Raw genomic sequence first — 12407 nt, forward strand, 5'->3', positions numbered from 1 at the left:
GCGCTTTCTTTTGGTTACCTTTTCTTTGCGCGAGCAAAGAAAAGTAACTCGCCCGTCAGGGCGAAAGCCTTTGCTGTTGCTTCAAGCATGGGTGTCAGACAAGACGAACCGTAGGAGCGGCTTCAGCCGCGACCGACATAATCAGTAATGCCTACGCGGCGTAGCCGCCCCACAATCCAGCCGCCGTAACAGCAAGTGCAAGAGCAAAGCTTTCGCCTGGCGGCGAGTCACTTTTCTTTGCTTGTGCAAAGAAAAGTAACCAAAAGAAAGCACACCCCGCAGCGCGCCCTCCGCGCTACGCGCTCCGGGTCCGCAGCCACGACGGGGATTCGCGGAAGGGGCATCCTGCCCCTGCCGCGAACGGCGCACATCCATGTGCGCCGCCCTTCGGGTTTTTCCCGCCGCGGCTGCCGCGCCGAGGGGACCCCGATACATCAACAGCAACAGCAGGAGCAACAGCAACAGCAACAGCAAACCCTGCTGCACCCGTAGTCCGCCGCGACACTCGATCAGCCACTGCAAACCAAGCACTTATTCCCGCATATCGCGCTGCGCCCACAGGCGATACCAGCAAAATCCTCAGACAAAAAAAACCCGGCCGAAGCCGGGCTTTTCGTAGGTGCATCGTGCGCCGGACTAGCGACCGCCGCGCCACTCCGGGACCGGCATCGCATCCACCGGCACCGTCGGATTGGTCTCTTCCTCGCGCAGATAGGCCGGCAGATCGTCGTCCTGCCGCTTGTGCCCGCGCATGTCGCTCTCGATCTGATAGTTGCGGCGCTGCAGCCACGCATCGCGGGTCAGCTGGTACTCGTCCGGCGCCTGGTCGCGCATGCTGTCCAGCGACAGCAACTGCGCCCGCGTGTCGACCAACTGCAGGCCCTGCAGGCCGACGCGCACCCGGTCCTCCTCGATCTGCTGCAGCGGCGACAGCGGCGCGTCGCCGACCAGACCGAACGCGTCGCGCACCGTGCGCGGACCGAACAGCGGCAGTTCCAGGTAGCGCGAGCGGCGCCAGCCCCACACGCCCAGGGTCTGGCCGAAGTCCTCGCTGCGGCGCGGCAGGTTGGCGTCGGTGGCCGGGTCGAAGATGCCGCCGATGCCCAGCGTGCTGTTGATCAGGAACCGGCTCAGCGTCTGCCCCGCCTGCAGCGGCCGACCCTGCAGCAACTGGTTGACCATGGTCAGCGGCGAACTGAGGTTGTCGAAGAAGTTGGTCACGCCCAGCCGCACCGGCCGCGGCACCACGTTGACGTAGGCCCGCGCCAGCGGCCGCGCCACGCCGCGATCGACCACGTTGTTGAAGGCATGCACCTTGCGGTTGAACTTCTCCCACGGGTCGTAGCTCTGCGGTGCGGGCACACCCGCCGGCAGGGTCGGATCGGCGACCGGGTTGTACGGGTCGCCGCCGTACAGTGCGGCGTAGTCGTCCTCGGCCGAGGTCGGCGTGCCGTTGGCCGACGCAGTGCCCGTGGCGTTCGCCTGGGGCGCCGCCGCCGGCGCGCTCGATCCTGCCGGGGCGCTGGCGTCCATGGCGGTCGTGCCGTCCGCGGTGGCCGCCATGGCATGCGCATCGGTGGGCGCGACGTTGTCGCTGGCGGCCGGCGCCGACTGCGCCACTCGCGGCGGAGGCGGGGGCGGCGTGCGCTTGGGCGCGCCGGCGCAGGCGCCCAGAGCGGCGGCCAGGGTGAGGGAAGTGAGGATACGCAGCACGTTCATGTGTCAGCTCGCCGCAGGGGGAGAGTGGAAATCCAGGGTCGAGGCCAGCCGGTAGGCGGCGCTCAGGTCGGTCAGGCCGGCCGGGGCGCCATGGATGGCGACCTCGGCCTGGCCCTGGGCGCGCAGGCGCGCGGCAAGTTCGGCGAGCAGTGCCAGGCCGGCGCTGTCCACCCGCGACACCGCCCGCAGGTCCAGCGCGCGTGCGCCCGGCAGTGCGCGCAGCGCCGCCGGCCACAACGCGGTGGCCGCGGCACGGTCGAGCACGCCGCTCAGCGCGAGCGTGTCGCCGTCGCGGCGCAGCTGCGGCGCATCACTTGCCACTGTTGCCCGCCGGCGCCGCCTGCAGCGTGCCGTTGCGCAGCTCGGCCGCGACCTCGGCGATCGACTTGTTGCGCAGCGGGGTGTCGAACTGGTTGCGGAAGGTCTGCACGTAGGACACGCCCTCGACCATGACGTCGAAGATCTTCCAGCCCGCGCCGGTGTTGCGCAGCAGGTAGTCCACCGGCACCGGGTCGCCGCCGCTGCGCAGCAGCTCGGTGGAGACCTTGACGCCGCGGCCGCCCGGCAGCGGGGTTTCCGACTTCACCCGCACCTGCGGCTTGCCTTCGAAGGTCAGCAACGAGGTGCCGTAGCGCTGCATCAGGTTGTCGGCCATCGCGTCGCCGAACAGCTTGACGTCGGCATCGGAGGCGCCGCGGCCGTGCACGCCCAGCACCAGGCGGGCGGCGTAGTCGCGGTCGAAGGACTTGTTCATCTCGCTGTCGATGAACTGGCGCAGCGCGGTCGGGTTGCTCTTGAACTCGCTGCGGCGCTGTTCCAGCGTGGTCAGGATGCGCGTGCTGTTCTCCAGCACCACCTTGCTGGCCGAACCGGCCTGGGTGGCGGAGGCAGCCGGCGCGGCGGCCTGGGCCAGGGCGGCGGAGGGCGCGGCCACGGCCAGCGCGGCAGCGAGAGCGGCGGAAAGCAGTTTGATCGTCATGGCTTGGGTTCCGTTGCGGGCGTGGTGGGGTCGGCCGAGGGTGCGGCAGCGGGTGTTGCGTTCTTGTCGCCGCCGGCGCTGCCGCCGCCGAACATGTACTTGCCGACCAGCTGGATCAGGTCCACCGCCGGCTGGGTGAAGGCGATTTCCTGGCCGGGCTTGAGCGTGTCGGGGTCGCCGCCGGGCTGCAGGCCGACATAGCTCTCGCCGAGCAGGCCGCTGGTCAGGATCGCCGCCGAGGTGTCGGCCGGCAGGTCCTTGTACTTGTCGTCGATGGACAAGGTCACCACCGAGTCGAACTTGGTCGGGTCCAGGTCGATCTTGGCGACCTGGCCGATGATGACGCCGCCGATCTTCACCGGCGCCTGCGCACGCAACTGGCCGATCTGCGAGAAGCGCGCGACCAGGTCGTAGCGGTGGCCGCCGAAGCCCCACTGGCGGTTGGTGGAAGCCAGCGCCAGCACCAGCAGCGAGGCCAGGCCCAGCAGCAGGAAGGCGCCGACGGCGAACTCGAGACGGGGACCACGGAGAGCCATAACGTGTCTACCTTGTTGATTCAGCGTGGCCGCGGCGCCAGTGCCGCGACCGGGATGTTGCCGCGGGGCCTGCCGTCGCCGGCCGGCTCCGCGTTGGTGCCGCTCAGCGGAACAGCAGCGCCGACATGACGAAATTGAACATCAGCACCAGCAGCGAGGCGTTGACCACGGCGCGGGTGGTGGCCACCGAGGTGCCCTCGATGGTCGGCTCGGCATGGAAGCCGACATAGGCCGCCACCAGCGCCGCCGTGCCGCCGAACACCGCCGACTTCAGCATCGCCACGCCGAAGTCGTCCCAGAAATCCACACTGCTCGACAGCGCCGACCAGAACGTGCCGCGGTCCAGGCCGAGCGCGCCCACCGCCTCGAAGTAGCTGGCGCTGATCGCCAGCGAGCAGAAGATGCCGGTCAGCAGCGGCACGGTCAGCACCGCCGCCCAGAAGCGCGGCGCCACCGCCTTGGCCACCGGGTCGATCGCCATCAGCTCCAGCGCCTTGATCTGGTCGGTGGCGCGCATCAGGCCCAGTTCGGCGGCGATGGAGCTGCCGGCGCGGCCGATGAACAGCAGCGCGGTCAGCACCGGCGCCAGCTCGCGGTACAGCGACAGGCCGAGCAGGGTCGACAGCGCATCGGAGGCGCCGTAGGTCTGCAGCGTGCGATAGCCCTGCAGGGTCAGCACCAGGCCGACGAAGGCGCCGCCCACGGCGATGATCGGCAGCGAGCGCGCGCCGACCTTGTAGATCTCGCGGATCAGCTCGGCCAGCAGGTCGCGGGTCGGCAGCGAGCCGCGCAGCACGGTCAGGAAGAACAGCCCGGCGCGGCCCAGGGAACGGATCGGGGCAACGATGGCCATCAGGCGGCGCTCCGCGCGCGCTGCGGCGCATCGAACGGGATCGGGCCGTCGGGGCGGCCGTGCAGGAACTGCTGCAGCAACGGATCGGTGCTGGCCTGCAGGTCCTGCGGGGTGCCGGCGAAGACCACGCCGCCGTTGGCGATGGCCACGGCCTGGTCGCAGATCGGCAGGGTCTCGTGGACATGGTGGCTGACGATGATGCTGGTCAGGCCCAGGGTGTGGTTGAGGCGCTGGATCAGGCTCATGATCACGCCGGAGGCGATCGGGTCCAGGCCGGTCAGCGGTTCGTCGTAGATCATCAGCGGCGGATCCAGGGCCAGCGCCCGCGCCAGCGCCACGCGCCGCGCCATGCCGCCGGACAGCTCGCGCGGCCAGGCATCGGCGGCGGCCAGCAGGCCCACCGCGTGCAGCTTCAGCGCCACCAGCCGCTGCAGCACCGGCTCGGGCAGGCGGGTGTGGGCGCGCAACGGCAGCGCCACGTTCTCGGCCACGCTCAGGTCGGTGAGCAGGCCGTTGCCCTGCAGCAGCACGCCGATGCTCTTGCGGGTCTCGCGCAGCGCGCGGCTGCCGCGCGGCAGCGGCTTGCCGAACACTTCCAGCGTGCCTGCGGCGGGCACCAGTTCGCCGGTCAGGGCGGCCAGCAGCGTGGACTTGCCGCTGCCGGAAGGCCCGAGCACGGCGGTGATGCTGCCGCGCGGCACGCTCAGCGAGACGTCGCGCAGGATCGCGCGGCCGCCGCGGTCGATGCGCACGCCCGACAACTGCACCAGATTGGGTTCGGAAGACGCCATCACGACCTTTAACGAAAACACAACATAGGATCGATCCGTTCGGCTGAACTTAACCGAACTGGCCCGTGCAGTATTGTGGCACCGCTCACGCCCCTGTGCGCGCCTGGCGCATGCCCCCGTCTACGCAACAGCGTGTTCTTCCACGCCGCCGGGCGCGGGCGGCGGAGCGCGCGGGCCGGCGCGGCTGGGGCGCATCCGGCACAATGCCCGGCACATGCCTGCCCCGTCCGCGCCCGATTTCCGGCTGTATCCGTCCAACGCGCTGGATACCCTGGCCGCCCTGCTCGCCGAAGAACTGCGCCGGCCGCCGCCGGGGCAGCCCTTGCTGGCGCCGGAGGTGGTGCTGATCCCGCAGGTGGCGATGCGGCGCTGGCTGCAATCGACCCTGGCCGCGGTGCACGGGGTGGCGGCGAATCTGGAATTCCTCACCCCCGGCGAGTTCGTCGCGCGCGCGCTGGAGCGCAATCTCGGCGCGGCGGCCGACGACCTGGACATGGCGACCATGCACTGGCGCCTGTACGCGGCGCTGCAGGGCGACCTGGGCAGCGATGCGGCGCTGGCGCCGCTGGCCGGCTATCTGGCCGACGGCGATGCGCTCAAGCCGTGGAGCCTGGCCGGCGAGCTGAGCAACGTGTTCGAGAAGTACCAGGCCTGGCGCCGCGACTGGCTGCTGCGCTGGGAAGGCGGCGCCGACCCGGACGATCCGCAGGCGCGGCTGTGGCGGCGCATCGCCAGCGGCCGCGCCTACCGCGCGCGGCGCATCGGCCAGTACCTGGACCGCTACGCGCGCCCTGATGGCCCATTGCCGCAAGGCCTGCCGCGGCGCCTGTTCGCCTTCGCCGTGCTCAACATCTCCCCGGACGTGCTGCGCGTGCTGGCCACGCAGGCGCGCGCCGGCACGCTGCACTTCTACCTGCCGACCCCGGCGCAGGGTTACTGGGGCGATCTGCAGACGCTGTGGCAGCGCCGCCGCGAGGGTGGGGCGGTGGACCTGTTCGCCGACCACGTGCAGGAGAACCCGCTGCTGCAGGCCTGGGGCGCGGCCGGGCGCGATTTCATGGCGCTGATCGGCGACTACGAGGTGGTGCACCCGCTGGCCGAGATCGCGGTCTATGCCGATCCGCTGGAGTCGGGCCGGCGCGCGCTGGCCGATGGCGGCCTTGGCGACAGCCTGCTGCGGCGCATGCAGAGCGATCTGTTCCATCGCCGCGCGCCTGCGCGGCCGGCACCGCTGGCCGCGGTGGATCCGCACGATCCCAGCCTGCAGGTGCACGCCTGCCACACCCGCCTGCGCGAACTGCAGGTGCTGCACGACCAACTGCGTGCGCTGCTGGACGACCCGCGCTTCGATCCACCGTTGCAGCCGCGCGAGATCGCGGTGCTGTCGCCGGACATCGATCCCTACGTGCCGTACCTGGACGCGGTGTTCGGCGGCCACGCCGGCGACGACGCCTTGCCCTATGCACTGGCCGACGCCAGCCCGCTGGCCAGCGAGCCCCTGGCCGAGGTGTTCCTGGCGCTGCTCGGCCTGCCGATCGCACGCTTCGGCCTGCACGAGATCCTGGACCTGCTCGCCAGCGCGCCGATCGCCGAGGCCGCCGGGCTGGACGAGGCCGGGCTGGAACGCCTGCGCGCCTGGCTGCACGCCGCCGGCGCGCGCTGGGGGCTGGACGCAGCGCACCGGCAGCGCCACCAGGCGCCGGCCGACGACGCCTATACCTGGCGCTTCGCCCTGGACCGGCTGCTGCTCGGCCACGCCAGCGGCGCCGAGGACGACATCGACGGTGTGGCGCCGTGGCCGCAGCTGGAAGGCAGCGCGCTGGCCGCGCTGGACACGCTGCTGCGCCTGCTGCGCGTGCTCGACCGCCACCAGGCGGCGCTGGCCGAGCCGATGCCGCCGGCGCAGTGGCGCGAAGTGCTGCTGGGCCTGCTCGAGGCGCTGCTGCCGCAGAGTCCGTCGGCGCCGCGCCAGCAGCGCGCGCTGGAGCGGCTGCGCGCGCTGATCGACCAGTTCGCGCGCGATGCCGCGCGCGCCGACTACACCGAGGCGGTACCGGCCGAGGTGGTGCGTGCGCACTTCGCCGCGGTGCTGGGCGAATCGGACACGCGTGCGCCGCTGCTCACCGGCGGCATCAGCTTCGGCCGCATGGTGCCGATGCGGCTGCTGCCGTTCCGGGTCATCTGCCTGCTGGGCATGAACGATGGCGACTTCCCGCGCCGCGATCCGGCCGCCGGGCTCAACCGCCTCACCGCCGAACTGGGCACCACGCGCCGCCGCCACGGCGACCGTTCGACGCGCGAGGACGATCGCTTCCTGTTCCTGCAGCTGTTCGCCTCGGCGCAGGAGGTGTTCTACCTCAGCTACCTGGGCGCCGACGCGCGCGACGGCAGCGTGCGCGAGCCCTCGCCGCTGGTCGGCGAACTGCTGGCCTGCGCCGCCCAGTACCACGCCGACCCGGCTGCGGCCGCAGCGCTGGTGGTGCGGCATCCGCTGCAGCCGTTCGCCGCCGCCGCGTTCGGCGCCACCGGTGCCGAGGATGCCGACCCGCGCCGTTTCAGCTACCGCCGGCAATGGCGGCCGGCGGTGGACAGCCTGGTCGGCCAGCGCCAGCCGCTGGCGCCGTGGATCGACGCGCTGCCGGCCGCGGCCGACGACGCGCTGCCGGCGCAGTTGTCCATCGACGACCTGCGCCGGCTGCTGGTCGATCCGGCCGGGCAGTTCCTGCGCCAGCGCCTGGGCCTGCGCCTGCCCGATCCGGCGCAGGCCGACACCGACCTGGAACCGCTGCTGGCGCCCAGCCGCGGGCTCGATCAGTACGGCCTGCAGCAGCAGGTGTTCGAAGCGGTGCTGCGCGATGACACCGAGGCCCTGTACGAACGCCTGCGCGCCCGCGCGTTGCTGCCGTCCGGGCCGCTGGGCCGGCGTCAGCTCGACGAGCGCGTGCGCCAGTTGCGCCCGTACGCCGAGGCGTTCCGGCAGTGGCGTGGTAGCGACGCCGCACCGCTGGCGCCGAGATTGCAGGTGGACCTCGGCGGCACCGCGCTGCATGGCCGCCTGCCGGGTTGGTACGCGCCCGGCGTGGCACGCGTGCAGGTGGGCGCCTTGAGCGGGCGCAGCGCGATCCGCCACGGGCTGGAATGGTTGCTGCTGCGCGCCGCCGGCGAACGCGCGCCCTACGTGCGTTTCTTCGACCACGACGACAGCCTCGGCCCGCATCCGATAGACCGCGAGCCGCTGCCCGCCGCCCAGGCGCAGCAAGCGCTGGGCGAACTGCTGCAGCTGTACCGGCATGGCCGGCAGGCGCCGCTGGCGTTCGCGCCGTACAGCAGCTGGAAGTACTACCAGGCCGCGCGCGCCGGCGATCTCGATAAGGCAATCAAGGACGCTGCCGCGCAATGGCAGGCCAGCTTCGGCTGGAGCGAGGCGGACAGCCCGGAACTGCGCCTGGTCGGCCGCGGCCGCGACCCGTTCGCCGATGCGCAGCGCTTCGCCGACTTCGCCGCCACCAGCCAGCGCGTGTTCGGCCTGCTTGAACAGGGCGATGCCGGCCCCGCGCTCGATCCCGAGCGACTGAGCGAGAGCTGGCAGCGCTGGCGCGTCACCCAGGAAGATGCCGAATGAGCGCCGCACCCGACCGCGACCCCTACCTGCAGTTGCCGCTGCACGGCGTGCGCCTGATCGAGGCCAGCGCCGGCACCGGCAAGACCTTCACCCTGGCCACGCTGTTCACCCGCCTGGTGGTCGAACGCGGCCTGCGCCTGGGCCAACTCCTCGCCGTCACCTTCACCGAAGCCGCCACCCAGGAACTGCGCCGGCGCATCCGCGAGCGCCTGGCGCTGGCGGCCAGCCTGGTCCCCGATCCAGACCTCGTAGGAGCGGCTCTTGTCCCCTTTTCGGGATCAGCCGCGACCGATATCGCGAGCGACCCATCGCGCCCAACCCCGCAACAAGACCCCCCGGACGTCGCCCTCACCCGCGCCATCCTCACCGCGCACCTGGCCGCCAGCACCGAAACTCCCACCGCCCTGCGTCGCCGCCTGCAGCAGGCCGCCGAGGACATCGACCTCGCCGCCATCTTCACCATCCACGGCTTCTGCGCGCGCGTGCTGCGCGAGCATGCGCTGGAAAGCGGCCAGGCCTTCGCCGCGCCGCAACTGCTCACCGACGACCGCGAACTGCTGCGCGATGTCGCCGCCGACCTGTGGCGGCAACGCGCCGCCGATCCGGCGATGGCCGAGGACCTGGTGGCGCTGTGGCCGGGTGGACCGGACGGCATGGCCACCGATCTGCGCGAACTGGTGCGGCATCCGACCTTGCTGCCGGCCGCCCCTGTCTTCGCCGCCGAGGACGGCGCCGTGCTGCAGCAGGCCGCGCAGCGCGCCGGCGTTGCGCTGGCCGAGGCGTTCCGCCTGCATGGCACTGCCTGTTTCGAGGCGATCGCCGCGGCGATCGAGGCCGGCGTGCTGAGCAAGGTCAGCTACAAGCCCGACTGGCTGACCGCGCTGTGGCACTGGCTGGATGCCTTCGCCGCGGCGTCGTCGGCGGACGCGCCGCCGCATCCGAAGCTGGTCAAGCTCACCGCCGCCGAACTGGCCGCCGGCACCAACAAGAAGCACGCCGAGCGCACTCCGGCCTCGCCGCTGAGCCACGCCATCGACGGCTACCTGGCCGCATTGGCGCAACTGGCGCAGTGGCGCACGCAACGCCGCATCCGCCTGCTGCACGCGCTGCGTGCCGACGCGGCGGAGCGGCTGGCCTATCTCAAGCGCCAGCGCCGTGTGCAGACCTACGACGACCTGGTCGAGGGCGTGGCGCGCGCGCTGGAAGGCCCGCACGGCGCCGCCCTGGCGCAGCGGCTGCGCGCGCAGTACGCGGTGGCCCTGGTGGACGAATTCCAGGACACCGACGATCGCCAGTGGACGATCTTCCGCAAGGTGTTCGCCCCGGACACGGCCAATCCCGCTGCGGCGCAGGACGACGCGGCGATCGCGCCACTGCTGCTTGCGCCGGACGACACGCCGCCGCTGCTCGCCCTGATCGGCGATCCCAAGCAGGCCATCTACGGCTTCCGCGGCGGCGACGTGCGCACCTACCTGGCCGCCGCCGCGGACGCCGAACGCGCGCCGCCGCTGGCGCACAACTTCCGCTCGCGCCCCGCGCTGCTGGCGGCGATCGACGCGCTGTACGCGCAGGCCGGCTACGCCGCGGCCTTCCTCACCGATGGCATCGCCTTCCACCCGGTGCAGCCGGGCAGCAAGCGCGCCGATGCCGACCTGCAGCGCAATGGCGCACCGGCCCCGGCGCTGACCGTGTGGCGCGCACGGGAACCACCGCCGCCACCGGCCACCGCCAAGGCGCCGGGCAAGCCAAAGCCGTGGAGCGCCGGCCGCGCCCGCGAGCTGTGCACCGCGGCCTGCGTCGCGGCGATCCGCGGCTGGCTGGCCGATGCGCGCGACGGCAGCGCAAGCTTGCTCGGCCGCCCCGTGCAGGCCGGCGACATCGCGGTGCTGGTGCGCAGCCACGGCGAGGCCACGCGCATCCAGCAGGCGCTGGCCGCGGCCGGCATTCCCGCGGTTGCCGCCGGCCGCCGCAGCCTGTTCGCCACCGACGAAGCGCTGGAACTGCTGGCGCTGCTGCAGGCGCTGCTCGACCCCGGCGACGACGGCCGCCTGCGCGCCGCACTGGCCACCGTGCTGATCGGTGAGGACGCCGCGGCCATCGCCGTGCTCGACCACGATGGCGAGCGCCACCGCCGCTGGCAGCAACAGGCGCTGGACTGGCGCGAACGCTGGCAGCGCGGCGGCCCGCTCGCCCTGATCGGCGACCTCGGTGCCGCGCATGGGCAACGCCTGCTGGCGCTGGTCGACGGCGAGCGCCGCCTCACCAACTACCTGCAGCTGGCCGAGCTGCTGCAGGAAGCCGACACCCGCGCGCTCGGCCCGCATGGCCTGGTCGACTGGCTGGCGCGGCGCATCGCCAATGCCGACGACAGCGACGAGGCGCAGCAACTGCGGCTGGAATCGGATGCGCGCCGCGTGCAGATCGTCACCCTGCACAAGAGCAAGGGCCTGGAGTATCCGCTGGTGTTCCTGCCGTACGCCGGCATCGGCCGCAGCGAGCGCAGCCCCGGTCGCCACTGCGTAGTGCCGGCGCCGCAGGGCGGGCGCCAACTGCAGTGGAACACCGGCCGCAGCGGCGGCGAGTCTGATCCGGCCTGGGAGGCCGCCGAAGCCGCGTGGAAACAGGAACAGCGCGCCGAGGACGCGCGCCTGCTCTACGTCGGCCTGACCCGCGCCGAACACGCGCTGTGGATCGCCACTGGTGCGTTCTTCAAGCACGACGCGACCGCCCTGGACCCCATGCTGCGCGACCTCGACGCGTTGCAGGCTGCCGCCGCTCCCGGCGCCATCGCCCTCGACAGCACCCCGCCGCCGCCGCAGTTGCCGCGGCTGCCGCCCGAGCCGGCGCCGCCGGTGCCGCCGGCGCGCGTGCCGCAGCGGCGCGTGCTGCCGGAGTGGTGGGTGTACAGCTTCACCCAGCTGGCCAATGCCGACGCCGGCAGCGACCCGATGGCCAGCGCCACCGTGCCCAGCAGCGGCGGCAGCGACGAACCCGCCGCCAGCGAGCCGGTCAGCGCCGCGGTGGAAGTGGACATGGTCGACCGCCGCTTCGTCGGCAACCGTTTCGGCGTGGCCATGCACGACGTGTTCGAGCGCTGCGACTTCGCCGCCTGGCGTAGCTGGCAGCCAGGCCAGCCGGCGCCGGCCGGGCAGGCCACCGCCATCGTCGAAGCGCTGCAGCGCGGCGGCTATGCCGAGGACGAACTGGAAGACGGCACCGCCATGCTCACCGCCCTGGTCGGCCACACCCTCACCGTGGCGCTGCCGGAAGGCACCTGCCTGGCCGCGGTGCCGGAGGAGCAGCGGCGCAACGAAATGGAATTCCACTTCGCCATGCGCCCGACGCGCGTGGACGCGCTGCTGGCGCTGCTGCACCGCTTCGGCGTGGCCGGCGAGCGCCAGGCGTTCGGCGCGCGGCAACGCCTGGAGGGGCTGATGACGGGCCTGATCGACCTCACCTACCAGCACGACGGCCGCTGGTACGTGCTCGACTACAAGTCCAACCGCCTGCCGGCCTACGACCCCGACACGCTGGCGCGGGCGATGGCGCACAGCGAGTACACCTTGCAGGCGCTGATCTACACCGTGGCCCTGCACCGCTGGCTGCGCTTCCGCCTGGGCGAAAGCTACGATTACGCCCGCGACTTCGGCGGCGTGCGCTACCTGTTCTGCCGCGGCCTGGACGCCGCACGCGACCCGTCGCCAGGCGTGCACGCCTGGCGCTTCGACCCGGACCTGATCGAAGGCGTCGACGCCCTCTTCGCCGGCGCCCCGGCCGAGCCCCTCTTCCCCCGGGAGAGGGGTTGGGGTGAGGGTCCATCCGCCCACGGAGCCACCCCGTGAGCCAACCCCCCCCCCCCCCCCCCCCCCCCCCCCCCCCCCCCCCCCCCCCCCCCCCCCCCCCCCCG

At 72.3% G+C, this 12407-nt stretch carries 8 protein-coding genes; 2 read left to right on the forward strand and 6 right to left on the reverse strand.

Annotation, left to right across the window (positions count from 1 at the left end; genetic code table 11):
• Positions 1–636: 636 nt before the first annotated feature.
• The 6 genes from J7357_RS20795 to J7357_RS20820 all read right to left on the reverse strand — a co-directional run bounded on the left by J7357_RS20795 (position 637) and on the right by J7357_RS20820 (position 4878).
• On the reverse strand, positions 637–1719 hold the full coding sequence (locus J7357_RS20795; RefSeq protein ID WP_209249429.1) for a VacJ family lipoprotein: 1083 nt from the start codon (positions 1717–1719) through the stop codon (positions 637–639).
• A gap of 3 nt (positions 1720–1722) precedes the next feature.
• Complete coding sequence (locus J7357_RS20800; protein ID WP_010341093.1) at positions 1723–2040, reverse strand: STAS domain-containing protein; 318 nt, start codon at positions 2038–2040, stop codon at positions 1723–1725.
• On the reverse strand, positions 2030–2698 hold the full coding sequence (locus J7357_RS20805; protein WP_209249430.1) for an ABC transporter substrate-binding protein: 669 nt from the start codon (positions 2696–2698) through the stop codon (positions 2030–2032). The genes J7357_RS20800 and J7357_RS20805 overlap by 11 nt, the downstream gene beginning before the upstream one ends.
• Positions 2695–3234: an outer membrane lipid asymmetry maintenance protein MlaD gene (mlaD, locus tag J7357_RS20810; RefSeq protein ID WP_017909944.1), complete on the reverse strand. Its 540-nt coding sequence runs from the start codon at positions 3232–3234 to the stop codon at positions 2695–2697. Before mlaD ends, J7357_RS20805 begins: the two co-directional genes overlap by 4 nt.
• Positions 3235–3337: 103 nt before the next feature.
• On the reverse strand, positions 3338–4087 hold the full coding sequence (locus J7357_RS20815) for an MlaE family lipid ABC transporter permease subunit (protein ID WP_010341089.1): 750 nt from the start codon (positions 4085–4087) through the stop codon (positions 3338–3340).
• Positions 4087–4878, reverse strand: coding sequence for an ATP-binding cassette domain-containing protein (locus J7357_RS20820; protein ID WP_209249431.1), 792 nt, complete (start codon positions 4876–4878; stop codon positions 4087–4089). The genes J7357_RS20815 and J7357_RS20820 overlap by 1 nt, the downstream gene beginning before the upstream one ends.
• A 214-nt stretch (positions 4879–5092) precedes the next feature.
• Between J7357_RS20820 and recC the strand changes: the two genes are divergently transcribed.
• The gene (gene recC / locus J7357_RS20825; RefSeq protein ID WP_209249432.1) at positions 5093–8500 is read left to right on the forward strand and encodes an exodeoxyribonuclease V subunit gamma; all 3408 of its coding nucleotides are present in this window, start codon (positions 5093–5095) and stop codon (positions 8498–8500) included.
• Positions 8497–12342 (forward strand): exodeoxyribonuclease V subunit beta, encoded by a 3846-nt coding sequence (gene recB / locus J7357_RS20830; RefSeq protein ID WP_209249433.1) that lies wholly within the window; start codon positions 8497–8499, stop codon positions 12340–12342. The genes recC and recB overlap by 4 nt, the downstream gene beginning before the upstream one ends.
• The last annotated feature ends 65 nt before the right edge of the window (positions 12343–12407 follow it).

Origin of the sequence: Xanthomonas sp. D-109 (genome assembly GCF_017746095.1) — a bacterium.
GTDB classification, from domain to species: Bacteria; Pseudomonadota; Gammaproteobacteria; order Xanthomonadales; family Xanthomonadaceae; genus Xanthomonas_A; species Xanthomonas_A sacchari.

Excerpts from the sequence above, each read along its gene's own strand:
- J7357_RS20795 (WP_209249429.1), bottom strand. The coding sequence starts at position 1,719 with ATGAACGTGCTGCGTATCCTCACTTCCCTCACCCTGGCCGCCGCTCTG.
- J7357_RS20805 (WP_209249430.1), bottom strand. The coding sequence starts at position 2,698 with ATGACGATCAAACTGCTTTCCGCCGCTCTCGCTGCCGCGCTGGCCGTG.
- mlaD (WP_017909944.1), bottom strand. The coding sequence starts at position 3,234 with ATGGCTCTCCGTGGTCCCCGTCTCGAGTTCGCCGTCGGCGCCTTCCTG.
- J7357_RS20815 (WP_010341089.1), bottom strand. The coding sequence starts at position 4,087 with ATGGCCATCGTTGCCCCGATCCGTTCCCTGGGCCGCGCCGGGCTGTTC.
- J7357_RS20820 (WP_209249431.1), bottom strand. The coding sequence starts at position 4,878 with ATGGCGTCTTCCGAACCCAATCTGGTGCAGTTGTCGGGCGTGCGCATC.
- recC (WP_209249432.1), top strand. The coding sequence starts at position 5,093 with ATGCCTGCCCCGTCCGCGCCCGATTTCCGGCTGTATCCGTCCAACGCG.
- recB (WP_209249433.1), top strand. The coding sequence starts at position 8,497 with ATGAGCGCCGCACCCGACCGCGACCCCTACCTGCAGTTGCCGCTGCAC.